Raw genomic sequence first — 22,901 nt, forward strand, 5'->3', positions numbered from 1 at the left:
AGCCCGCCCACGGCTGTGATAGAACGGGTGCTGCCCTGTACAACGGACGAACACACCTATGGCGCGTGGCATCAACAAAGTCATCCTGGTCGGCAACCTCGGTAACGACCCGGACGTGAAGTACACCCAGGGCGGCATGGCGATCACCCGCATCAGCCTGGCCACCACCAGCGTCCGCAAGGACAAGGACGGCAACCAGCAGGAGCGCACCGAATGGCACCGCGTGGTGTTCTTCGGCAAGCTCGGCGAAATCGCCGGCGAATACCTGCGCAAGGGCAGCTCGGTCTACGTCGAAGGCAGCCTGCGCTACGACAAGTACACCGGCCAGGATGGCGTGGAGAAGTACTCCACCGACATCATCGCCGACGAAATGCAGATGCTGGGCGGCCGCGGTGAAGGCGGCGGCGGTGGCGGTGGTGGTGGCAACTTCGGCGGCGACCGTCCGCAGCGCCAGCAGGCCCCGCGCCAGGAGTACGGCGGCGGTGGCCAGCGTGGCGGCCAGGGCGGTGGTTACGGCAACCAGGGTGGTGGCAACCAGGGCGGCGGCTACGGCAACCAGGGCGGCAACCAGGGTGGCGGCTATGGCAACCAGGGCGGCAACCAGCGCCCGCAGCCGCAGCAGGCCCCGCCGATGGACGACTTCGCTGACGACGATATTCCGTTCTGATTTTCCGCAGGTTCCCGCCTGCGCAGAACCCCGGCAAGGCCCTGCGCCTGCCGGGGTTTTTTGTTGTAGCGTGGGCGCACATGAAACCCTCCCGCCTTGCCACCGTGGCGCTGCTGCTGATCCTCGGCGGCTGCGGCGACGCTGGCAGTGGCAGTGGCAGTGGCAGTGGCAGTGGCCAGAGCCAAGCCCCGCCGGCCACGCCATTGGGCCCGTCTGCGCCGGTGTCACGCCCGGCGCACTTTCTCATCCACAGCGCGGCAACCCTGGAGCAGACCGCCGCAGTCGCTGCGGCCGTGGAAGCGCTGCATCAATCCTATGTCGCCACCGTTGGGCAGCCAGGCAGCGCCGGACCCTTCCAGCTGGTGCTGTACCGCGACCAGGCCGACTTCAAGGCGCACAACCGCAGCAGCCCGTGGGCCGAAGCGTATTACCGCCGGCCCTATGCGTTTGCCTACCCCGGCCAAGGCGATGCGCAGCACCACTGGATGCTGCATGAGGTGACCCACCAGTTGCTTGCCGAAGCCAGTGGCCTGGCGCCACGGCGCTGGATGAACGAGGGCATGGCCTGCTATTTCGGCGCCAGCCGGCTTGCCGGAGGAACACTGCACGCGGGCGTGCCGGACCCGGCCAGTTATCCGGTCTGGTGGCTGGGTGAACTGCAGTTCGACAGCGCCGGCCGCCCCCGCTTGGACGATGCGCCGCTGCCTTCTCTGAAGCAACTGGTAGAGGACAGCGGGCCGCCGGTCGCCGGGCACGTAAACGGGTATTACGTGGCGTGGTGGAGCCTGGTGCACTTCCTGATGGAGGGCGATGCACGGGCCCATCGCCAGCAGACCCTGCAACTTCTGCGTGGCGGCGGTGATCCGGTGGCGTTCCAGCAGCGGATTGGCCGCTACGCCGACATCGAGCCGCGCTGGCACCAGCACCTGCGCGCGCTGGCTACGGCGCAGAGCGGACCGGAAAAGCACTGAGCCCCGGGCGAAGCTGGCACCTTCGCGGGCGTCAGGCCGGCGACCTCGCCGTTGTGCTCCGCAGCATGGTTTTTCGTGCACCGCGTCTTGCAAAAAAAATAATTCCTCCCGTATGGTGCAATCGATTGCATTGCTGTGAATCCTCAGTGTTTGCACCGGTTGGGAGGCCGGGAAGTGGATGTCGATCCATTCCATCGAACCGGCGCCTGCGCCGGGGCTCACGCGGCGCGATGCGCTGCGCATGGCCGTCGCCGGCAGCCTGGGCCTGGCGGCCGCAGGCGTCCTGCCCTCTGTCGCATCTGCCGCGCCCCTCAAGGGCAGGCTGAAGCACTCCGTCGCCCGCTGGACCTTCCCGCAGTTGTCGGTCGCCCAGCTCTGCCAGACCGTGAAGGGCCTCGGCTTTGCCGCCATCGACCTGGTCGGTCCCGAGGACTGGCCCACCTTGAAGGCCCATGGCGTGGACAGCTCGATGTGCAACGGCGCCGAGCTGGGCCTGACCAAGGGCTTCGCCGGAAGCGAGTTCCACGAAGAGCTGGTGGCGCGCTACACCCGGCACATCGACCGGGTCGCCGATGCCGGCTATCGCAACCTCATCTGTTTTTCCGGCAACCGCAACGGCATGGACCCCCAGCAGGGCATGGCCAACGCCGAAGCCGGCCTCAAGCGCATCCTCGGCCATGCCGAGAAACGTGGCGTCGTACTGGTGATGGAGCTGCTGAACTCCCGCGTCGATCACGCCGACTATCTGTGCGACCACTCGGCCTGGGGCGTGGAGCTGTGCAAGCGTCTCGGCTCTGACAATTTCGGCCTGCTCTACGACATCTACCACATGCAGATCATGGAGGGCGACATCATCGCCACCATCGGTCGGGACCATGCGTATTTCAAGCATTACCACACCGCGGGCGTGCCTGGCCGGCACGAGATCGGTGACCAGCAGGAACTGAACTATCCGGCCATCTGTCGCGCGATCCGCGACACCGGTTTTGATGGGTATCTGGCGCAGGAGTTCATGCCTGCAGCGCCCGATCCCGTTGGCTCATTGCGCGAGGCGATCCGTCTCTGCGACGTCTGAAACGATATCCACCCAGGTGATAGACCCATGGCAGATAATCATTACGACGCCATCGTTGTTGGCTCGGGAATCAGTGGCGGTTGGGCGGCGAAGGAACTGACCGAAAAAGGTCTCAAGGTCCTGATGCTGGAACGCGGGCGCAACATCGAGCACGTAAAGGACTACGTCAATGCGATGAAGGAACCGTGGGACTTCCCGCATCGCAACCGGCCGACACAGGCGATGAAGGCCGCGTTCCCGGTGCTGATGCGCGACTACGCGCTGGCCGAGAACCTGGAGGGCATGTGGGCCGACGAACAGGACTCGCCCTACATCGAGACCAAGCGTTTTGACTGGTTCCGCGGCTACCACGTCGGTGGCCGCTCGCTGATGTGGGGGCGTCAGAGCTACCGCTTCTCCGATCTGGATTTCGAAGCGAACCTCAAGGACGGCATTGCCACCGACTGGCCGATCCGCTATGCCGACATCGCGCCGTGGTACGACCACGTGGAGAAATTCGCTGGCATCGCCGGCACGCGCGAAGGGCTGGACGTGCTGCCTGATGGCGAGTTCCTGCCACCGATCCCGCTGAACATCGTCGAGAAGGACGTCGCCGCGCGGATCCAGAAAGCCTTTGGTGGCACGCGCCACATGATCCACTCGCGCACGGCCAACATCACCAAGCCGATGCCCGAGCAGGGCCGGGTCAACTGCCAGTACCGCAACAAGTGCATCCTCGGCTGTCCCTTCGGCGCCTATTTCTCGACCCAGGCAGCAACGCTGCCGGCGGCGATGAAGACCGGCAACCTGACGCTGCGGCCGTTCTCGATCGTCAAGGAAGTGCTCTACGACAAGGACCGCAAGCGTGCGCGCGGCGTGGAGGTGATCGACGCCGAGACCGGCCAGACCTACGAGTACACGGCCAAGGTCATCTTCCTCAATGCGTCGTCGTTCAATTCGACCTGGCTGCTGATGAACTCGGCCACCGATGTCTGGGAGGGTGGACTGGGCTCGTCGTCCGGCGAGCTCGGGCACAACGTGATGGACCATCACTTCGGCGCGGGTGCATCGGGCCGCGTCGAAGGCTACGACGACAAGTACTACTTCGGCCGACGTCCCTGCGGGTTCTACATTCCGCGCTTCCGCAACGTGGCGTCGGACAAGCGTGGCTACCTGCGCGGCTTCGGCTACCAGGGCGGCGCGAGCCGCAACGGCTGGTCGCGCGAGATCGCCGAGCTGAACATCGGTGCCGACCTGAAGGAGGCGCTGAGCCTGCCGGGTGACTGGCGGATCGGCATGACCGGTTTCGGCGAGATGCTGCCGCACCATGGCAACACCATCCGCCTGGACCACGAACGCAAGGACAAGTGGGGGCTGCCGGTGCTGGCCATGGACGTGGCCATGCGCGAGAACGAGAAGGCGATGCGCAAGGACATGGCCGCCGATGCCGCCGAGATGCTGGAAGCCGCTGGCGTCAAGGATGTGGAGATGCACGACAACGACTATGCGCCGGGCAAGGGCATCCACGAAATGGGCACCGCGCGCATGGGCCGTGATCGGAAGACCTCGGTGCTGAATCAGCACAACCAGGTCTGGGATGCGCCCAACGTCTATGTCACCGACGGTGCGTGCATGACCTCCAGTGCTTGTGTGAATCCGTCGCTGACCTACATGGCGCTGACCGCACGGGCCGCCGACCATGCCGTGCGCGAACTGAAAGCGGGGAACCTGTAATGGATCGTCGTGAACTGTTGAGGATGATCTTTGCCGCCACCGGGGCGGCGATGATCGGCCTGCCGGCGCTGGCCAGCGCCAAGCTGCCGGCCGCGGCGCCAGGCGCTGGCTTCTCCGAGGCCGAGATCGCCACGCTGGATGAAATCGCCGAGACCATCCTGCCACGCACCCGCACCCCCGGCGCGAAGGATGCGGCCACGGGCGCCTTCATGGCGCGGTTCGTGACCGACTGCTACACCGCCCGGCAGCAGGCGACGTTCCGTGCCGGCCTGGCCGACATCGACAAGCGCGCCGGCGGAAGCTTCGTGGCCCTTGCGCCCGAGGCGCGCAGCACGCTGCTGCGCACGCTGGATGCGGAAGCCCGCAAGCGCGCGGTGGAGGTGAGCGAGACCGGCACCGGGGAAACCGCGAAGGCGATGCCGCATCCGTTCACCATGATCAAGCAATTGGCCATCTTCGGCTTCTTCACCTCGAAACAGGGCGCGACCGAAGTGCTGAAGTACGTCGCCGTGCCCGGACGCTACGATGGCGACATGGCCTACGCGCCAGGTACGCCGGCCTGGGCCACCAGCTGATGGAGTACGACAGGATGATCAGACCTTTCTTGATGGCCGCGGGCGTGCTGGCGGTGGTGCCGGTGTTCGCGCAGGCCGGTGCGGAGCGTGATCCGGCGAAGACCGAGGTATGGGCGCCGGTGGCGGAAGTCGCCACGCCGGTCGGCGCTGCGCCGTCGGATGCGATCGTGCTGTTCGATGGCAAGGACGTGTCCGCCTGGGAGGCGGAGCAGGGCGGGCGCGTGCCGTGGACGGTGGCCGACGGCGCGATGACCGTGGTGCCGGGCAGCAAGGGCATCCGCACCCGGCAGCGTTTCTGCGACATGCAGCTGCACGTGGAGTGGCGTACGCCGACCGATACCAAGGGCTTCGACGGCCAGAACCGCGGCAACAGCGGCATCTTCCTGCAGGAGCTGTATGAGCTGCAGGTGCTCGACAGCCACGGCAACCCGACCTACGCCAATGGCCAGGCTGGCTCGATCTACAAGCAGGCCATGCCGCTGGTGAATGCCGCGCGTGCGCCTGGCCAGTGGCAGGCCTACGACATCATCTGGAAGGCGCCGCGGTTCTCCGCCGGCGGCGGGCTGACCTCACCGGCGCGCATCACCGTGCTGCACAACGGCGTGCTGGTGCAGGACGACACCGTGCTGGCGGGCCGGACCGAGTACATCGGCGCGCCGTCGTACTCGCCACATGGCTGCGCGCCGCTGTACCTGCAGGAGCACGCCTCCAAGGTCAGCTACCGCAACATCTGGGTGCGCGAGCTGTAACGCTCGCGCCTACTTCGCCAGGAAGCTGGCGAGGTCATCGATCTCCTGCGCGGACAGCTGGGAGAAGGGCGGCATCAGCCCGCCGCCCTTGCTGATCTTTTCCTTGATCTGTGCCGGCGGCAGGCGCTTGCCGATGTCGGTGAGCGCGGGGAACGCGCCGGGCATGCCGGCACGATCAGCGCCGTGGCAGGCCACGCAGTTCGCCGCGTACAGCTTGGCACCGGCAGCGGGATCTTCCTTGGACCACGCCGGCAGCGCATGGCTTGCCGCGCACAGGGTCAGGGCCAGGGTCAGGACAGTTTTCAAACGAAGCTCCTTGGCGGGCTAGCGCGAAGCGCGGGCGGGCAGGCTGACGGTCAGGTGTTCACGCAGGTAGTCGGCGCCGGTCTGGATGACCTTGGCCGGGTCACGCGGCTGGTCGTGCTCGACGATGTACCACTTCACGCCGGCACTGCCGGCCGCCGGCAGGATCGCGTTCCAGTCGAGCACGCCCTGGCCGACGGCGGCGAATCCGCCTTCGTCTTCGGCCTGGCCCTTGGGCGCGTTGTCCTTGGCATGCACCGCGAACAGGCGGCCGCGGAACTTGCCCAGCATTACCACCGGGTCGTGGCCGGAGCGGGCCACCCAGGCCAGGTCCAGCTCGGTCTGCAGGTTCGGGCCGGCGGCTTCGAAAAGCAGCTCAAGGCCGGTGCGGCCATCGAAGTCGACCAGCTCGAAGTCATGGTTGTGGTAGGCCAGGCGCATGCCCTTGGCGCGCACCCGTTCGGAGATGCCGCCCAGTTCCTTGCCCAGCGCCGCCCAGCCGGCAGCATCCGTCGGCCGATCCTTGCTGTCCAGGTAGGGCACCACCAGCGTGGTGTTGCCGATGGCACGGTTGAAGGCCACCACCTTGTCGAGATCATTGCGCAGGTCGGCCAGCGCGGTGTGCGAGGAAATCGCCTTGATGCCGTACTTGTCGAGCAGCTGCTTCAGCTCTGCCGCGCTGACGTCCTGCGTGCCGACCGTTTCCACTGCATGCACGCCTGCGTCGTGGACGATCTTCAGCTGCTGGTCGAGCGTGCCGGCGTTGCGCAGCGTGTACATCTGCACCGCAATGGGCTTCTGTGCGCCGCCCGCTTCCGCAGCGAAGACGGGCAGGGTGGCGAGCAGCAGCAGTGCGGCGGTGGCGATCCTGCGTGTTGGAGCCTTCATCCGTACATCCTCCGGGGATTCATTCGAGGGTGGCCCAGGCGCGCGACCTGGCCGATGCGATGACGCGGTCGACGATCCGCGCCGAGCGCAGGCCGTCTTCGAAGGTGGGCAGGCCCTGCGGTGTCTCGCCGTCGATGGCGCGATAGGTGTCGGCGACGAACGCCTCGAAGCACTGTGCGTAGCCCTGCGCATGGCCTGGCGGCAGCGTCGACAGCCGGCGTTGTTCGGCAGTGCCGGCGCCGGGGCCACGCACGAAGGTTTCCTCGCGCTGGTCGGGTCGGCCGATCCACAGCCGCTCGGGATCTTCCTGATTGAACGCCACGCTCGCCTTGGCGCCATCGATCTCGAACCAGAGACGGTTGTGCCGCCCCGCCGAGACCTGGCTGACGGTCAGCGATGCCAATGTGCCTGCGCCGGTGCGGAACATCGCCATGGCCACGTCCTCGCTGGACACTGCCTGCGTCGCGCCGCCTGCCGTGGGTGTGCTGAAACTCTGCGCGCCCTCGGCGCTGCGCTGGGCGATCACCGTGGCGAAGGCCGCGCTGACTTCGGTGAAGCGCTCGCCGCTGACCCATTCCACCAGGTCGCACCAGTGCGAGCCGATGTCGGCGAACACGCGCGAGGTGCCGCCCAGCACCGGGTCGACGCGCCAGTTGTTGCTGGCCGGGTCCAGCAGCCAATCCTGCAGGTAGCTGCCGTGGATGAGGTGCAGGGGCCCTAGGTCGCCGGCCGCGATGCGTGCGCGGGCCTCGCGGACCACCGGGTGGTAGCGGTAGACGAAGGGCACCGTGGCGACCAGGCCGCGTGCTGCGGCCAGCGACGCCAGCGCCTGCGCATCGTCGAGGGTCGTGGCCAGCGGCTTCTCGCAGATCACGTGCTTGCCCGCTTCCAGCGCGGCCTGCGCCATCGGCCGGTGCAGGTGGTTGGGCGTGCACACATGCACCACCTGTACCTGCGGATCGGCGACGACCTCGTCGATATCGCGGTAAGCGCGCGGCACATTCCATGCCTGCGCCACGTCCTGCGCACGCTGCGGTGAAGACGCGGCCACGCCGCGTACGTCGGCACCGGCGAGCAGGGCGGCACGGCGGTGCACCGCGGCGATCATCCCCGTGCCGACAATGGCGATTCCAGGCTTTGGCATCGGCGTTGTTCTCAGCGGGTAGTGGCTGCGGCCGCGGCGGCGGGGCGGTCGCGGAACAGCAGCAGGAAGGCGACCAGCACGACCAGTGCAACGCCGGCCGGGAACAGCCAGATCTGCTGCCAGTTCGGCCCTGCGGCCGTGGTGTAGTGCTCCACCACCGCGCCGGACAGGAAGGTGCCGATCAGCATGCCCACGCCGTAGGTGGCCAGGGTGATGAAGCCCTGCGCGCTGCTGCGTGCATCAGGACCCGCGTGTGCATCGGTATAGATCTGTCCGGTGACGAAGAAGAAGTCGTAGCAGATGCCGTGCAGCACGATGCCGATCACCAGCAGCGAGAAGCCGCCGCCGGCATCACCGAAGGCGAACAGCGCATAGCGCACCACCCACGCCGCCATGCCCACCGCCAGCATGGTCTTCACTCCCAGCCGCACGAACAGGAACGGCATCGCCAGCATCAGCAGCACTTCGGACACCTGGCCCAGCGACTGCAGGCCGGCCGCGCCGCGCACGCCCAGGTCGTTGAGGTACGGGTTGGTGAAGTTGTAATAGAACGACAGTGGGATGCAGATGGCGATGGAAGCCAGGAAGAACACCAGGTAGGCGCGCGACTTCAGCAGGCGCAGCGAGTCCAGGCCGAGGATCTGCCCGAGCCCGGCGTCGCGCTGCTTGGCCAGCGGCGGCGTGTGCGGCAGGGTGAAGGCATACAGGCCCAGCAGCAGCGAGGCCACCGCTGCCATCCGGAAGGTGAGTTCAAGGCGGTGCGCCTGTTCCCAGCCCAGCCAGCCGATCAGCACGCCGGCGATGATCCAGCCGATGCTGCCGGCCACCCGCACCAGCGGGAACTGTTTCTCGGGCGACTGCATGTGCCGCATCGCCACGCTGTTGGCCAGCGCCAGCGTCGGCATGAACAGCAGCATGTAGCCCATCACACAGGCAGAGAACATGCTGAAGCTGGTCGCGGTGGAGGCCAGCCACATCAGCACCGCGCCGGCCAGGTGCAGTACCGCCAGGATGCGCTGTGCGGCGAAGTAGCGGTCCGCGATCAGGCCGACCAGGAAGGGAGCGACGATCGCGCCGATGGACTGGCTGAGGAAGGCCGTGGCCACCTGGCTGGCGCTGGCCTGCAGCGGGCCCTGCACCAGATAGGTGCCGAGGGTGACGAACCACGCCCCCCAGATGAAGAACTGCAGAAACATCATCGCGCCCAAGCGCGACATGGCGTGCGTCATGGCTTGCCCTCCCGGGGCGGTGTCAGCTCAGATTCCCAGCATGCGGTGCAGTGATGCGGCGTCGGTGCCGCTGTCGGCGAAGTCGTCGAAGGCGCGCTCGGTGACCCGGATGATGTGGTCGCGGATGAAGGCGGCACCCTCCCGTGCGCCGTCTTCGGGGTGCTTCAGGCAGCACTCCCATTCCAGTACCGCCCAGCCGGGGAAGTCGTACTGCGCGAACTTCGAGAAGATCGCCTTGAAGTCGACCTGGCCATCACCGAGCGAACGGAAGCGGCCCGGGCGATCGATCCAGTCCTGGTAGCCGCCATAGACGCCGCTGCGGGCGCTTGCGTGGTACTCCGCGTCCTTGACGTGGAAGATGCCGATGCGCGGGTGGTAGCGGTCGATGAAGCCGAGGTAGTCCATCTGCTGCAGCAGCAGGTGGCTGGGGTCGTAGAGTATCTTCGCGCGCGGATGGTGGTCGACCACCTCGAGGAAGCGCTCGAACGTCGCGCCGTCGTGCAGGTCTTCGCCCGGATGGATCTCGAAGCACAGGTCCACGCCGCAGTCGTCGAACGCATCGAGGATCGGGCGCCAGCGGCGGCCCAGTTCGGCGAAGGCTTCTTCCACCAGGCCCGGCGGGCGCTGCGGCCAGGGGTACATGTAGGGCCAGGCCAGTGCGCCGGAGAAGGTGGCGTGTGCAGTCAGCCCCAGACGTTGGCTGGCCTTGGCGCCCAGCATCAGCTGGTCCACCGCCCAGGCCTGGCGGGCGGCAGGATTACCGTGCGTGGCTGCCGGTGCGAAACCGTCAAACAGGCTGTCATAGGCGGGGTGCACCGCGACCAGCTGCCCCTGCAGGTGGGTCGACAGTTCGGTGATCTGCACGCCGTACCCGGCCAGCATGCCGGCGACGTCATCGCAGTAGGTCTGGCTGCGTGCCGCCTCGGCCAGATCGAACAGCTGGGGCGCGGTGGTGGGCACTTGTACGCCAGAATAGCCCAGCCCCGCGGCCCATCCGGCCAGCGTGTCCAGCCGATCAAAAGGAGCCTTGTCGCCGATGAACTGCGCCAGGAAAAGCGCCGGACCCTTGAGCGTCCTCACGTTGATTCGCCCTCGATGCAATCGATTGCATTACCCTAGCATGGGCTTTCCGCAGATCCGTTGTGCAGTGCACAGCGGCAACAGGAGCTAGGACCATGGCAACCATCTACGACATCGCAAAGCACGTAGGCGTCTCCGCAGGGACGGTGTCGCGGGCGTTGTCGCGGCCGGAAAAAGTGCTGCCGGCCACCCGCGCGCGCATCGAACAGGCGGCCGCCAAGCTGGGCTATGTGCCCAACACGGTGGCCCGCACGCTGAAGACCCAGCGCAGCGGCAAGATCCTGGTGACCGTGCCTGACATCGCCAACCCGTTCTTCGCGCAGATCCTGCAGGGCGCCGAAGAGGCGGCGCAGGCGGTCGGCTACGCCGTGCTGCTGGGCGATACCCAGCACCAGCCCGACCGCGAGGAACGCTACGCGCAGATGCTCAGGCGCAACGAAGCCGACGGCCTGATCGTGCTGGGGCACCGGCTGCCGCCGACCGCGCGCGAGATCGTGCAGGCGCTGGGCGCCGCCGCGCCGGTGGTCAACGGCTGCGAGTTCGATCCCGCGCTGGGCATTCCCAGCGTGCACATCGATAACGCCGCCGCCGCGCGCGCGGTGATGGAGCACCTGTATGCCCTTGGCCATGAGCGCATCGCCGTGGTCGGCGGGCCGCCGGACAATCCGCTGCACCAGCAGCGCCTGGAGGGCGTGCGCAGCGCCGGCAAGGCGCGCGGCCGGCTGCGCAACCTGAGCGTCGTACCCGGTGATTTCTCGCTGGAATCCGGCCATGCGGCGGCGAAGGCGCTGCTCGCGCTTCCGCTCGCGGCGACCGCGGTGTTCTGTTTCAGCGACCAGATGGCGCTGGGTGCGCTGGCGGCCTGCCGCGACCTGGGCATCCGCGTGCCGGACCAGCTGTCCATCGTCGGCTTCGATGATCTGGCCTCGTCCAGCTTCCTGACGCCGCCGCTGACCACCATCCGCCAGCCAATGCGGGAAATCGGTGCGCGGGCGGTCAACCTGCTGCTGGCGATCATCGAACGCGTCGATGTACCGCTGCAGCAGACGCTGGATTTCAGCCTGATGCTGCGGGGCTCGACGGCCGCGCCTGCCGCCGGCTGAGCGGCAGGCGCCGGCCAGGGCGCGGTGTTACTTCAGATGGGCCTTGGCGCAGGCCAGCACGTGGTTGTAGTCGCTGGACATGCACTGGTAGAAATCGCGCTTGGCGTCCGTCGCGCCTTCGCAGTCTGCATCGGTGATCTGCGGCAGCAGGCCGCGCATCGGCGTGGCCATGGCCTCGAACTTGGCGGCATCCATGTAGCCGCCGGCCACGTTCTTCGCGCCCACTTCCAGCATGGTTTCCAGCCCGTAGCGCGCGTTTTCGACGGCCTTGGGGCAGGACAGCTCGACATCGATGCGCTGCACTTCCAGCAGCGAGGCGGCGATGGCCTCGGCATCGGCCTTGACCTGCGGCGGCAGCGGCGTCGTGTCGGCATCGCCGCCCGCGGCCAGCGTCGGCAGCGGGCACAGCATCAACAGCAGCGCGGCGGGCAGCAGGCGGGGCATCGGGCATCCATGCGGGCAGGTGGGGCGCCAGTGTGCGCTGGCGTGGGCGCGGCCGCCAGAGGGCTGAACGGAACGCCGCGCACTGCCCCGGAACCGCCATGGCAATCCACTACCATGGGTCACCCCAGTGGATGTGCTGCCATGACCGACGTGATCCTTGCCCCGCCCAGGCCACCTGCCGCGCGCATCGCCGCCTGGCTGTTGATGCTGCTGGGCATGTGGCTGGCCCTGAAGCTGGGCCTGGTGGTCACCCTGTTGTCGGGCCTGCTGGTGTTCCAGCTGACCCACGTGCTGGCCAACACCGTGGAAGGCAAGCTGCCGCCGGGACGGGCGCGCGCGATTGCGGTCATCGTGCTTTCGGCGGTCATCATCGGTGCGCTGGTACTGGCCGGTATCGGCGTGGCCTCGTTCTTCCGCAACGAGACCGGCGGCCCCGACGTGCTGTTGGCGCGGCTGATGGACATCCTCAATACCTCGCGGCACCAGGTGCCCGCACTGCTGCAGCCGTACATTCCCGAAGACCTGACGCGGCTGCGCGAGGCGGTGAACGAATGGGCCGCCGAGCACCAGCGGCAGCTGGGCGTGGCCGGTACGTCGGTGGTGCAGGTGGGCGTGCGCGTGCTGATCGGCATGGTGCTGGGCGCGATGATCGCCCTGTACGACGAGTTGCCGCTGCCGAAGATGGGGCCGCTCGCGCAGGAACTGATCGGGCGCACCACGCGCCTGGCCGTGGCCTTCCGCCAGGTGGTGTTCGCCCAGGTGAAGATCTCGCTGCTCAACACGGTGTTCACCGCGGTGTTCCTGCTGGGCGTGCTGCCGCTGTTCGGCGTGCACCTGCCACTGTCTAAGACGCTGGTGCTGATCACTTTCCTCGCCGGCCTGCTGCCGGTGGTGGGCAACATCATCTCCAACACCATCATCACCATCGTGGCGCTGTCGGTGTCGTTCTACGTGGCGGTGGCGGCGCTGCTGTACCTGATCGTCATCCACAAGCTGGAGTACTTCCTCAACGCGCGCATCGTCGGCGGCGAGATCCAGGCGCGGGCCTGGGAGCTGCTGCTCGCGATGCTGGTGATGGAAGCGGCCTTCGGCCTGGCCGGGCTGGTGGCCGCCCCGGTGTTCTACGCCTACCTGAAGCGCGAACTGGTCGACCAGGGCTGGATCTGATCACGGCCTGGTCGCCCCGCATCGGTAGCGGCGGGCCATGCCCGGTGCAGGCGTGAAGGCGGCGCCACCACCACTGCACGCGCCAGTCACCGCACGCGGGGGAGGCTGGGCTCCCCTTCCATCCGGACCCAGCGCATGACCACGCTCACTCTGCCCGAACTGGCGAAGAAGATGGCCGGCATCGATTTCGCGATGCTGCAGACCCACGCAGCCGGCGAGATCGACGGCCGGCCGATGAGCAACAACGGCGACGTGGACTACGACGGAGACAGCTGGTTCTTCGCCCTGCAGAGCACCGACATGGTGCAGCAGATCGAGGCCGATCCGAAGGTCGCGCTGGGCTTCACCGGCAGCAAGTCACTGCTGGGCAAGCCGCCGCTGTTCGTACATGTCACGGGCCGGGCCGCCATCATCCGCGAACGCGGCGTGCTGGCCCAGCACTGGGTTGAAGATTTGGAGCGCTGGTTCGAGCAGGGCGTGGATACGCCGGGGCTGGTGCTGATCCACGTGCATGCACAGCGCATCCAGTACTGGGATGGTGAGGACCACGGCGAACTGACGGTCTGACGCCTGGCGGCTCAGGCCCCTTCGAACACAGCCTCATCCACCCAGTCGGCCAGCTCCGGCGCCAGCGCATGTTCCACCGCCCGCCGCAGCAGCGCCGGGGCGATGTAGTGGCGGTGCACGGCATCGATCATCGCCATGTACAGGCGGCCGAAGCGGTTGTGGGTCTGCACGCGCGAGCCCAGGCTGATCTGCACGCTGCCGTCGTCGCCGAGCTGCACGCGAACGCTGCTGCGGAAGCGCAGGTGGCGGTCGTCGGCACCGAGCAGCACTTCGGCACTGCGGTCCTGCCCGTCGACGCGTGCGTCCAGCACTGGAAAACGGCCGGCGAACAGGCGGCTGCGGTCGGTGGACAGCAGCGACGACACCGGACAGCCCAGCGGCGAGGTCCGCAGGCGCAACGGTGCGACCAAGCGATTGCGCAGCGCCATCAGCCGTCCCACGCCGCCCGGCGGATTGCGCAGGAAACCGTCCAGCACCTCGGCCAGCAGCGCGGAGGCCGAGCGCTGCGTGCACTGCCCGCTGCGCAGGGTCAGCACGGTCAGGTCCTGGTAGTGGCTGGAGGGCAGCGCACCGGCCAGCAGGCCCTGCGCGTCGGGACGACCACTGTGCACCGGGTAGTGCGGCGTGCTGCGTTCGACGAACCCGCGCAACGGCCGCAGGTTGATCCGCCGCAGCGGGCCCAGCAGTGAACGGGTCTGCGCACACAGCCGCGCGCACAGGCTGGGCGGCGCGGCCTGCAGTGACAGCTGCAGCAGGGGCGCGGTGGCCAGCATGGCCGCACTCGGCCAATGCGGCTCCGGCAGTACTTCGGTCAGGCTGGGGATGTCGGCACTGTTGGCCTGCACCTGCGCGCGAGTGCTCTCGCTCATGGCCCCGGCCAGTTCATTGCTGTGGCACGACAGCGCGAACAGGGCAGGGTGGGCGGCGTGGTTGGAGGCGAACTGGTGCCAGGTGCCACCGCCGAAGCGCACGGTGAACAGGCAGTCCGGTGGAATGCGGATGCGCCGCAGGCTGCGAAGGAAGGCGGCCGGGTCGGTGGCCAGCTGCGCATCGGCGGCGGTGGCGAAGCGCAGCTCCGCACCGGCGCTGCCGGCGATGGCGGTGAACATGCGCGGGCCGGCATGGCGATGGAACGGATGGCCGCCGCCGGCGACCACGAAGCTGTACAACGAGGACGCATCGCCGTGCTGCAGGTGCATCCCGCCCAGCCGCGCGGAGGGTTCATCCAGCGCATCGATGAAGGCCGGATGGTGGCGCTGGCGTTCGCCGGCATCCTTCACCAGCGCGTCGCCGGCACCGATGCCGAGCTGGGCGATGAGGGTGACTTCGATGGGGCCGGCGCCGTCCTGTGCGGGCAGCTGGACACCTGGAAACGAACGGCTGTTGCGGGTCGAACCAGGCATCGTCGTGCTCCTTGTCAGCGGGCAGGGGACTTGCGGCGTGCGCGGGCTTCGCGCTTGAGCGGGCCACCGACCGGACACACTTCGGCGGCCCAGGAGAACAGGGTGTTGGCCAGACGCTCGGGCACCTGGCGGAAATACACGAACTGGCCGCGCTTCTCGCGTTCGATCAGGCCGGCCTCTTCGAGGATGCGCAGGTGGCTGGACAGCGCCGGCTTGCTGAAGTCGAAACGCTCGGCCAGCTCGCCCGCGCTCAGTTCGCCGGCACTGAGGTAGGCCAGGATCTGCCGGCGGGCACCGGAGGCAAGGGCTTCGAAGATGCGGTCCATGGGTCGTTAATTAACTAATTCGTTAATTGATGATCCCGCGTGCATGGGGCCGTGTCAAGCGGGCGCGCCCGTTGCGCAGCAGCCCCTGCCTTTGCCATCCTCCCCGCTGATTTCGATCCGTTGGAGCTGTGATGCGTGCTGCGCCCTGGTTGATGGCTGGCCTGCTGCTGCCCGTGCTGGCGGTGGCGCAGCCGTCGCGCGCGCCGAAGACGGCCGTCGCACAGGATTCCTTCAGCGAACTGTTCGACACCGCGTGCATGCAGCACATCGGCGCCCCGGCACGGCTGCAGGCGCTGATGGAGGCCAATGGGCTGACCCCGCTGCAACCGGCCGAGGCGGCCACCCTGTTGCAGGGGCAGCCGGGCGTGGCGTGGCTGGTGCCATTGGCCAGCGGGCGTTATGCGGTGAGCTGGGCCGACGACGGCACCTGCAGCGTGTATGCGGAGAAGGCCGAACCGGCGGTGGTGCAGAAGGGCTTTGCGCGGTTGATGCAGGCGGCGCCGAAACCGCTGCAGGTGCGTTCGCTGCCCGGCAGCGGGCCGCTGCCGGCCGACCAGGTGGCCATCCAGTACGGCTGGGCCACGCCGGGCGAAACCAGGCTGCGCGTCCGTTTCCGCCTGGTCACCCGGCAGGCCGCCGAAGCTGGCGTGCAGGCGATGGCCTCGGCCAGCCCGGGTGAAGCCATGCTCGAACAGGCGTCCACGCCGCCGGGCGACACGGCACTCCCGCGCTAGGGCCGGGCCCGGGGCCTACGATTCATCCAGCGCATCCGGATGTGGTATATCGTTTATCGATAAATCCATCCCGGGCGGCGAGGCTGCCCCACACCGGAGGCTGCTTGACCGCTCGTCCCGCCCGCGCCGAATCCGCGCGAGGCTTGTTTACCCTGGCCCAGACCGCCGTGCAGGCCGTACGGGCAATGTGCTGGCTGGGCATCCTGGCCGCGCTGCTGGCCGTGCCCCTGGTGGCCTACGACCGGCGCTGGCTGCTGGACAGCGTGCACGACGCGCACGCCGCGGCCGTCCACGGCAGCGATCTGTTCCTGCATTTCTGCATCGGCCTGGGCAGCATCGTCGCCCTGCTGGTGCTGTGCCTGGTGTTCCTGCGGCACCTGGCGCGCCTGCTGCGCTCGGCCGCCGGCGCGCGCCCGTTCACCCATGCCAATGCGCAGCGCCTGCAGCGCATGGCGTGGCTGATGCTGGCGATGGAAGTGCTGTCGATCATCATCGGCGTGTACGCGTCCTGGATGGGCCCGGATTTCGCCTGGATGGAAGTCGGCGGCGGCATGTCCATCACCGGCCTGATCGCGGTGCTGATGCTGTTCGTACTGGCGCGCGTGTTCGCCGCCGGTGCGGCCATGCGTGATGACCTCGACGGTGTCATCTGATGGCGATCGTCATCACGCTCGACCGCATGCTGCAGGAACGGGGCATGACCCTGTCCGAGCTGGCCGGGCGCATCGACATCACCCTGGCCAACCTGTCCATCCTCAAGACCGGCAAGGCACGCGCCATCCGCTTCTCGACGCTGGATGCGATCTGCCGCGAGCTGCAGTGCACGCCGGGCGACCTGCTCGGGCACGACCCGCTGCAGGCGCAGGACGACGACTGAAACACCCCTCTCTCCCTTACCTCATGAAGAAACGGAACCGAAATGGAATGGTTGGCTGACCCCTCGATCTGGATGGGCCTTGCGACCCTGATCGTGCTTGAGATCGTGCTTGGCATCGACAACCTGGTGTTCATCGCGATCCTGGCCGACAAGCTGCCACCGCACCAGCGTGACCGCGCGCGGGTGATCGGCCTGAGCCTGGCCCTGCTGATGCGCCTGGTGCTGCTGGCCGCGCTGGCCTGGATCATGAAACTGACCGAGCCGCTGCTGACGCTGTTCGATCACAGCTTCTCCGGGCGCGACCTGATCCTGCTGGGCGGCGGCCTGTTCCTGCTGTTCAAGGGCACCATGGAACTGCACGAGCGCCTGGAAGGCCGCCAGCACGAGGACAACGGCAAGAAGGTCTATGCCAGCTTCGCGATGGTGGTGGCGCAGATCGTGGTGCTCGACGCGGTGTTCTCGCTGGACTCGGTGATCACTGCCGTCGGCATGGTCGACAACCTGGGCGTGATGTACGCCGCGGTGACCATCGCCATGGTGCTGATGCTGCTGGCCAGCAAGCCGCTGACCCGCTTCGTCAACAAGCATCCCACCGTGGTCGTGCTGTGCCTGGGCTTCCTGTTGATGATCGGCTTCAGCCTGGTGGCCGAAGGCCTGGGCTACAAGATTCCGAAGGGATATCTGTACGCGGCCATCGCGTTCTCGATCCTGGTGGAAGCCTTCAACCAGTGGGTGCGCTTCAACCGCGAACGCAACGAGCGCCGCCAGCCATTCCGCCAGCGCACCGCCGATGCAGTGCTGCGCATGCTGGGTGCACGCCCGGCCAACGGCCACGATGACGCCGGCGAAGAGGAGCACGGTGATGCGGAGGAGCGCCTGCAGCCCGCCGAGCACGAGATGATCCGCAGCGTATTGGGCCTGGCCGACCGGCCGGTGTCGAGCGTGATGACGGTGCGCTCCGACGTGCAGTGGATCGACCTGGCGCGTGGCCAGGACGACGTGGTGGCGCGTCTGGTGGCGTCGCCGCATACGCGCCTGCTGGTGGGCGAGGGCGACCTGGACAGCCTGCGTGGCGTGGTGCAGAGCCGCGACCTGCTGGCCGACCTGCTGCAGGGCCGGCCGCTGCAGCTGGAGGGCAACCTGCGCGAGCCGCAGTATGTGCTGTCCAGCGCCAGCGCATTGCAGGCATTGGAACTGATCCGCCAGCACCCGGTGCCGCTGGCGGTGGCCGTGGACGAGTACGGCAGCGTGGAAGGCCTGGTGACCGCCAACGACCTGCTGGCGGCGATCGCCGGTGACCTGGCCGATACCCAGGACGAGCGCTACGGCGTGGTGGCGCAGGGCGAGGACCAGTGGGAAGCCGATGGCGCGCTGACTCTGGACGACCTGCAGCGCCTGGCGGGTGTGTCGCTGCCGCGCAGCAGCGACTACATGACCATTTCCGGCCTGGTGCTGGACCAGCTGGGGCGCCTGCCGGATGAAGGCGATGCCGTGGATGTGGCCGACGTGCGCATCACCGTGCTGGCGATGGAGAAGCGCCGCATCGCGCGTCTGCGCGTGCAAAGGCTGGCGCCGTAACGCGCGCCTGCCTCTTGTAGAGCCGAGCCCACGCTCGGCTGTTTTTGCGTTTTGTAGAGCCGAGCCCACGCTCGGCTGTTTTTCCCGCAGCCGAGCATGGCTCGGCTCTACAGTTGGTGTAGCCGAGCATAGGCTCGGCTCTACCCATTGCAACCTCCGCCCGTCACCATGGCGGGCCCCACGTTCTGGAATGCCGCAGTGCTGAGTACGATTGGATTGTTGATGGGCCTGTACGTGGCCTGGCGCCTGTTCTGGCCGCTGCGCCTCCAGGTGTGGGCCAAGGCCTTGTTGTCGCTGCTGCTGGTGGGCCTGGCCGTGCAGCTGCGCATCGTCGCCACGTTCTGCGGCACGATGGCCTCGCCGGAAATTCCGAAGATGGCCATCGCCGTGCTGGCCACCGGCTCGACCGCCGTGCTGCTGCTGGCGCTGGCGATGCTGCTGTTCGATGCCGGCCTGCTGTTGGCGCGCGTGCTGCGCCTGCCGCGCGCAGTCTCGGCCCTGCGTACGCCGCTGCTGCGTCCGCTGGCCGCAGGTGTCGCCCTGCTGCTCAGCGCCTACGGCGTCAGCCAGGGCATGGCAGTGCCGAAGCCGCGTCAGGTCGAGGTGGCGATCAAGGATCTGCCGGCCGCCTTCGATGGCTACCGCATGCTGCAGCTCACCGACATCCACGCCAGCCGCCTGCTGACCGGCGACTGGGTGCGCCAGGTGGTGGCCGAAAGCAATGCGCTGAAGCCTGACCTGATCGTGATCACCGGTGACCTGATCGATGGCACGGTGGATGCACGCCGCGACGATTTCCGTCCGCTGGGCGACCTGCACGCGCCGGACGGGGTGATCGCCATCACCGGCAACCATGAGTACTACGCGCAGTACAGCGACTGGATGCAGGCCTTCCGCGCGCTGCACATGCAGGTGCTGGAAAACAGCCACACCCAGGTGCGGCGTGGCGATGCCGCGCTGACCATTGCCGGTGTCACCGACCCGGTGGCGGCGCGCTACGGCCTGCCGCTGCCCGACCTGCAGGCGGCGCTGGCCGGTGCCGATCCTGCCGCACCGGTGATCCTCCTTGACCATCGCCCGCGCAATGCCGCCGATGCCGCCGCACGCGGGGTGAAGCTGCAGCTGTCCGGCCACACCCATGGCGGGCAGATCATCGGCATGGACCAGCTGGTGAAGCGGGCCAATGGTGGCTTTGTCTCCGGCCGCTACGAGGTGGATGGCATGACCCTGTACGTGAGCAACGGCGCTGGCCTGTGGGCCGGTTTCCCCGCGCGCATCGGCGTGCCTTCGGAAATCACCCTGTTCACCCTGCGTCGCGCGCCGTGAACTCTGATGGGGTCGGATCCCTTTGCCAACGGCAAAGGGCTCTGACCCCGCAAGCGCCTGGGGTCAGAGCCGATTCCCTGCGGGAATGGGATCCGACCCCGCGCGCCCTGGCTCATCACGCCGCCCGCAGCGGCCGCGCATGCACGCCGCGCTTCAGCGACTGCGCCCGCTTGGCAATGGCGCGGACCACGAAGGCCGTGAACAACAGGGCCGAAGGCACGGCGTACCAGAAATTGGTCGGCACGCGCTTGAAGTACGAATAGGTGAACACCGCCGCGATGATCCACATGCCGGTCACGTGCAGGCGGCGCCATGCGGTGGGGCCCATGCGCCGGGCGATGCCGCGGTGCGAGGTGATCGCCAGCGCGAGGATGGCCACGTAGCCCACCGTGCCGGGCAGGTTGGCCAGGGCCGAGCGTGCCGGCCAGAACGCCGGGTTGAGGATGCCGAACGCGGTGATCGCGATGGCATGCAGCAGGTGCGAGAACGCGAACGACAGGCCGATGATCCGGCGTTCGCGCAGCAGGAAACGGCTGGTCGGCCCCGGCAGCAGGCTGGCGAACGACGAAGCAGTGAACGCCGCCAGGAACAGCAGGAACGAGGTGCGTGCGGTGACCCGGATGGCCGCGCGGCTGCCTTCGGCCACGTCGGCGTGCAGGGCGAACGCGGCCAGCGCAAAGGCGATGAGCACCACGGCAATGGCCACGAACAGGCGCCAGCCGTGCAGGAAGGAAGTGTTGGAAACAGCCATCGATCAAGCCTCGGAATGGAGAAGGGTAGTGCCGGCCGCTGGCCGGCAATCAGGGAAAGCGGTCAGCACAACCAGCACGCCGGCCGCGCACAGTTCGCCCAGCAAGGGCGCAGCCACCACGCGCAGTGCATCAGTGGTCACGCCATGCGCCTCGGCCAGCGCCTGCAGGGCGTCATCCACGCGCGCACCGTCGTTGCCAAAGGCCGACAGCAGCGCATAGGCCAGCGGTGCCAGTTCCTGGACCTGCAGGTGGTAATCCGCCAGGCGGCGCAGCAGCAGAAGCGTCGGCTCGTCTGCGGCGGCATCGTCCAGCGTGGCGTCCTCATGCACCGGCCACTGGTAGCCCAGTACCCGCACCAGCGCAGACAGCGCCAGCACGTCGCGGCCCGCAGGCGTGTGCTGCAGCGAATGCCCGGCGTCGCGCACTTCGATGTGCAGCGCCTGCTGGGTGCTTTCGTAGTGCGCCAGCTCCGCCGCCCAGCCGGGCAGCGCGAACGTATCCTGCGTTGCCAGCCACGCAGCGAACTCGCTGGCGATCTGCGGAAACAACGGGGTATGGCAGGGGTGATGTGCGTAGTAGTACTCGACCAGGCTGCGCCAGCGCGCTTCGCCCAGTTGTTCCTGCAGGCGCGGCAGGCTGCCGGCCAGCAGGCTGTCCAGGCTGTCGATGCACAGGCGGCGGTACACCGCCAGCCGGCGTGCCTCGATGCAATCGGGCGCCGGCATCGACGGGTCGCGCACATGGTCGACCCAGCGCTGCTGCAGGGTGGCCAGCGACTCAGCCATGGGCCATCTCCGGCAGCAGCACCTCGGCCTGGGCCTGGCGGATCTGCGTGACCTCGGCCAGCAGTTCGGCCAGCGGCGGGAAGTTGAAATCGCGCTCCAGCAGGGTGGGGCGCACGCCGACACGCGCATAGGCCTCGCGCAGCAGCGCCCAGACCACGCCCTTCACCGGCGCGCCGTGGGTGTCGATCTTGAAGCCATCGTCTTCGTCGAAGTGACCGGCCACGTGCAGCGAGGCGACACGGTGGCTGGGGACGCGGGCGAGGAAATCGAAGGCGTCGTAGCCGTTGTTGCAGGCGTTGACGAAGACGTTGTTGACGTCCAGCAGCAGGTCGCAGTCTGCTTCTGCCAGCACGGCGTTGATGAAGTCGATCTCGCTCATGTCCGCGCCGGGCACAGCGTAGTAGGAGATGTTCTCCACCGCGATGCGCCGGCCCAGCGTGTCCTGCACCTGGGCGATGCGCCCGGCGACGTGGCGCACGGCTTCGGCGGTGAACGGCAGCGGCAGCAGGTCGTAGACATGGCCGCCGGCAGCGCAGTAGCTCAGGTGTTCGCTGTACAGCTGCACCTGGTGCAGCTCGAGGAAGGCGCGGGTCTGCGCCAGCAGGGTGCGGTCCAGCGGGTCCGGGCCGCCCAGCGACAGCGACAGGCCGTGGCAGGTCAGGCGGTGGCGTTCGCTGAGCTGGCGCAGCGCGGCACCGTGGGCGCCACCGACGCCGATCCAGTTGTCGGGCGAGACTTCGAGGAAGTCGATGGCGTCGGCGGGCATTGCCAGCAACTCGTCAATCAGGCCACGGCGCAGGCCAAGACCAGCGCTGGCGGAAGGCAGGGGCAGGGACATGCGCGGTACTCCAGGGCAGTGGCGCCACCACGAGGGCGGCGCCGTTGGGGGCAATCAGTCGTTGACGCGGGAGAACAGGCCCTTCGGCATCGGCTTGCCGTTGGCGGTGTAGACGCTGCGCAGGTAGTCGTGCGCTTCCTGTTCGCTGATGTAGCCGTCGTGGTCGGCGTCGATGCGGTCGAATTCGGCGGCACGCTTGCCGGCCACGGCGTTGAACTCGGCACGCGAGACCCGGCCGTCGTGGTCACGGTCGGTGCGGGCAAACGAGGCGTCCCCGCACTTGCCTTCGCCGCACTGGCCTTCGGCCACCTTGGCCTTGCCGGCGGGCTTGCTGGTGGCGGCCTTGTTGGCGCCGCACTTGCCTTCACCGCACTTGCCTTCGGCGGCGGCGCTCATGGCCACGGCACTGATCGCCAGCGGCTGGATCGCGGCGGCCTGGCCAGCCAGCAGCAGGCCGCCAGCCAGGGCGATACCGATGGCGCCGATGCGCGGCAGACGGGAAGCAGCGGTGTTCTTGGTCGAGACGGACATGGTGGTGACTCCTTGGGATGTGCACGCAGGGCGTGCGGGATGGACGCCGCGGGAAGGCGACGGAATGCGATGCGAA

26 protein-coding genes are annotated in these 22,901 nt (G+C 67.9%); 14 read left to right on the forward strand and 12 right to left on the reverse strand.

The genetic code is table 11. The features are described 5' to 3' along the window. The first annotated feature begins 58 nt into the window (after nt 1-58). From ssb to ACVOK1_RS07105, 6 genes are all read left to right on the forward strand, one after another. Entirely contained in the window at nt 59-667 is a 609-nt protein-coding gene (gene ssb / locus ACVOK1_RS07080) for a single-stranded DNA-binding protein (protein ID WP_481561559.1), read from the forward strand. An 80-nt stretch (nt 668-747) separates the two neighbouring features. Beyond that, complete coding sequence (locus tag ACVOK1_RS07085) at nt 748-1,638, forward strand: DUF1570 domain-containing protein (protein ID WP_481561560.1); 891 nt, start codon at nt 748-750, stop codon at nt 1,636-1,638. A 178-nt stretch (nt 1,639-1,816) separates the two neighbouring features. Further along, nucleotides 1,817-2,713 carry a hydroxypyruvate isomerase family protein gene (locus ACVOK1_RS07090; RefSeq protein ID WP_481561561.1) on the forward strand — a complete coding sequence of 299 codons (897 nt, stop codon included), beginning with the start codon at nt 1,817-1,819 and terminating at the stop codon, nt 2,711-2,713. A gap of 27 nt (nt 2,714-2,740) precedes the next feature. Beyond that, a complete protein-coding gene (locus ACVOK1_RS07095) occupies nt 2,741-4,426 on the forward strand; it encodes a GMC oxidoreductase (protein ID WP_481561562.1) in 1,686 nt (561 codons plus the stop codon). Continuing rightward, the gene (locus tag ACVOK1_RS07100) at nt 4,426-5,001 is read left to right on the forward strand and encodes a gluconate 2-dehydrogenase subunit 3 family protein (protein WP_481561563.1); all 576 of its coding nucleotides are present in this window, start codon (nt 4,426-4,428) and stop codon (nt 4,999-5,001) included. The genes ACVOK1_RS07095 and ACVOK1_RS07100 overlap by 1 nt, the downstream gene beginning before the upstream one ends. Before the next feature lie 14 nt (nt 5,002-5,015). After that, nucleotides 5,016-5,750: a 3-keto-disaccharide hydrolase gene (locus ACVOK1_RS07105; RefSeq protein WP_481561564.1), complete on the forward strand. Its 735-nt coding sequence runs from the start codon at nt 5,016-5,018 to the stop codon at nt 5,748-5,750. A 9-nt stretch (nt 5,751-5,759) separates the two neighbouring features. On the opposite strand, the gene ACVOK1_RS07110 is transcribed toward ACVOK1_RS07105, so the two are convergent. Genes ACVOK1_RS07110 through ACVOK1_RS07130 form a run of 5 tightly spaced genes read right to left on the reverse strand, consistent with a single transcriptional unit; the run spans nt 5,760 to nt 10,394 of the window. Further along, nucleotides 5,760-6,056: a c-type cytochrome gene (locus ACVOK1_RS07110; RefSeq protein ID WP_313052164.1), complete on the reverse strand. Its 297-nt coding sequence runs from the start codon at nt 6,054-6,056 to the stop codon at nt 5,760-5,762. Nucleotides 6,057-6,074: 18 nt separating this feature from the next. Then, the gene (locus ACVOK1_RS07115; protein ID WP_481561565.1) at nt 6,075-6,941 is read right to left on the reverse strand and encodes a sugar phosphate isomerase/epimerase family protein; all 867 of its coding nucleotides are present in this window, start codon (nt 6,939-6,941) and stop codon (nt 6,075-6,077) included. A 19-nt stretch (nt 6,942-6,960) separates the two neighbouring features. Beyond that, entirely contained in the window at nt 6,961-8,085 is a 1,125-nt protein-coding gene (locus ACVOK1_RS07120) for a Gfo/Idh/MocA family protein (RefSeq protein WP_481561566.1), read from the reverse strand. A gap of 11 nt (nt 8,086-8,096) precedes the next feature. After that, complete coding sequence (locus ACVOK1_RS07125) at nt 8,097-9,314, reverse strand: nucleoside permease (RefSeq protein ID WP_481561567.1); 1,218 nt, start codon at nt 9,312-9,314, stop codon at nt 8,097-8,099. Nucleotides 9,315-9,341: 27 nt separating this feature from the next. Then, complete coding sequence (locus tag ACVOK1_RS07130; protein ID WP_481561568.1) at nt 9,342-10,394, reverse strand: sugar phosphate isomerase/epimerase family protein; 1,053 nt, start codon at nt 10,392-10,394, stop codon at nt 9,342-9,344. Nucleotides 10,395-10,489: 95 nt separating this feature from the next. Here ACVOK1_RS07130 and ACVOK1_RS07135 point away from each other — a divergent pair, with 95 nt between their 5' ends. Then, nucleotides 10,490-11,497 carry a LacI family DNA-binding transcriptional regulator gene (locus tag ACVOK1_RS07135; protein WP_481561569.1) on the forward strand — a complete coding sequence of 336 codons (1,008 nt, stop codon included), beginning with the start codon at nt 10,490-10,492 and terminating at the stop codon, nt 11,495-11,497. A 27-nt stretch (nt 11,498-11,524) separates the two neighbouring features. Here the strand turns inward: ACVOK1_RS07135 and ACVOK1_RS07140 are convergent, their stop codons facing one another. Beyond that, nucleotides 11,525-11,941, reverse strand: coding sequence for a hypothetical protein (locus ACVOK1_RS07140; protein ID WP_108768115.1), 417 nt, complete (start codon nt 11,939-11,941; stop codon nt 11,525-11,527). Nucleotides 11,942-12,082: 141 nt separating this feature from the next. On the opposite strand from ACVOK1_RS07140, the gene ACVOK1_RS07145 reads away from it, so the two are divergent. Together ACVOK1_RS07145 and ACVOK1_RS07150 are read left to right on the forward strand one after the other, a co-directional pair. Continuing rightward, a complete protein-coding gene (locus ACVOK1_RS07145) occupies nt 12,083-13,108 on the forward strand; it encodes an AI-2E family transporter (protein ID WP_108768116.1) in 1,026 nt (341 codons plus the stop codon). A gap of 135 nt (nt 13,109-13,243) precedes the next feature. Further along, nucleotides 13,244-13,675, forward strand: coding sequence for a pyridoxamine 5'-phosphate oxidase family protein (locus tag ACVOK1_RS07150; protein WP_481561570.1), 432 nt, complete (start codon nt 13,244-13,246; stop codon nt 13,673-13,675). A gap of 11 nt (nt 13,676-13,686) precedes the next feature. Here ACVOK1_RS07150 and ACVOK1_RS07155 read toward each other — a convergent pair whose 3' ends face one another. Together ACVOK1_RS07155 and ACVOK1_RS07160 are read right to left on the reverse strand one after the other, a co-directional pair. Next, on the reverse strand, nt 13,687-15,078 hold the full coding sequence (locus ACVOK1_RS07155; protein WP_481561571.1) for a DUF2867 domain-containing protein: 1,392 nt from the start codon (nt 15,076-15,078) through the stop codon (nt 13,687-13,689). 14 nt (nt 15,079-15,092) lie between these two features. Then, the gene (locus ACVOK1_RS07160) at nt 15,093-15,404 is read right to left on the reverse strand and encodes a metalloregulator ArsR/SmtB family transcription factor (RefSeq protein ID WP_079221004.1); all 312 of its coding nucleotides are present in this window, start codon (nt 15,402-15,404) and stop codon (nt 15,093-15,095) included. A gap of 131 nt (nt 15,405-15,535) precedes the next feature. Here ACVOK1_RS07160 and ACVOK1_RS07165 point away from each other — a divergent pair, with 131 nt between their 5' ends. The 5 genes from ACVOK1_RS07165 to ACVOK1_RS07185 all read left to right on the forward strand — a co-directional run bounded on the left by ACVOK1_RS07165 (nt 15,536) and on the right by ACVOK1_RS07185 (nt 19,919). Beyond that, a complete protein-coding gene (locus ACVOK1_RS07165) occupies nt 15,536-16,138 on the forward strand; it encodes an NMCC_0638 family (lipo)protein (RefSeq protein ID WP_481561572.1) in 603 nt (200 codons plus the stop codon). 185 nt (nt 16,139-16,323) lie between these two features. Further along, entirely contained in the window at nt 16,324-16,791 is a 468-nt protein-coding gene (locus tag ACVOK1_RS07170; RefSeq protein WP_108770634.1) for a DUF2975 domain-containing protein, read from the forward strand. Next, entirely contained in the window at nt 16,791-17,015 is a 225-nt protein-coding gene (locus tag ACVOK1_RS07175) for a helix-turn-helix domain-containing protein (RefSeq protein ID WP_108764376.1), read from the forward strand. The genes ACVOK1_RS07170 and ACVOK1_RS07175 overlap by 1 nt, the downstream gene beginning before the upstream one ends. Before the next feature lie 42 nt (nt 17,016-17,057). Beyond that, nucleotides 17,058-18,593 (forward strand): TerC family protein, encoded by a 1,536-nt coding sequence (locus ACVOK1_RS07180; protein WP_481561573.1) that lies wholly within the window; start codon nt 17,058-17,060, stop codon nt 18,591-18,593. A 168-nt stretch (nt 18,594-18,761) separates the two neighbouring features. Next, nucleotides 18,762-19,919, forward strand: coding sequence for a metallophosphoesterase (locus ACVOK1_RS07185; RefSeq protein WP_481561574.1), 1,158 nt, complete (start codon nt 18,762-18,764; stop codon nt 19,917-19,919). Nucleotides 19,920-20,034: 115 nt separating this feature from the next. On the opposite strand, the gene ACVOK1_RS07190 is transcribed toward ACVOK1_RS07185, so the two are convergent. The 4 genes from ACVOK1_RS07190 to ACVOK1_RS07205 are packed head-to-tail and all read right to left on the reverse strand — an operon-like array spanning nt 20,035 to nt 22,825. Continuing rightward, a complete protein-coding gene (locus ACVOK1_RS07190) occupies nt 20,035-20,670 on the reverse strand; it encodes a ferric reductase-like transmembrane domain-containing protein (RefSeq protein ID WP_481561575.1) in 636 nt (211 codons plus the stop codon). A gap of 3 nt (nt 20,671-20,673) precedes the next feature. Next, nucleotides 20,674-21,456 (reverse strand): HvfC family RiPP maturation protein, encoded by a 783-nt coding sequence (locus ACVOK1_RS07195; protein ID WP_481561576.1) that lies wholly within the window; start codon nt 21,454-21,456, stop codon nt 20,674-20,676. Beyond that, entirely contained in the window at nt 21,449-22,294 is an 846-nt protein-coding gene (locus tag ACVOK1_RS07200; protein ID WP_406232526.1) for an HvfB family MNIO-type RiPP peptide maturase, read from the reverse strand. The genes ACVOK1_RS07195 and ACVOK1_RS07200 overlap by 8 nt, the downstream gene beginning before the upstream one ends. A gap of 54 nt (nt 22,295-22,348) precedes the next feature. Further along, a complete protein-coding gene (locus ACVOK1_RS07205; protein ID WP_108768126.1) occupies nt 22,349-22,825 on the reverse strand; it encodes an HvfA family oxazolone/thioamide-modified RiPP metallophore in 477 nt (158 codons plus the stop codon). Between the last annotated feature and the right edge of the window lie 76 nt (nt 22,826-22,901).

The sequence above is a fragment of the Stenotrophomonas sp. STEN087 genome (genome assembly GCF_056759115.1).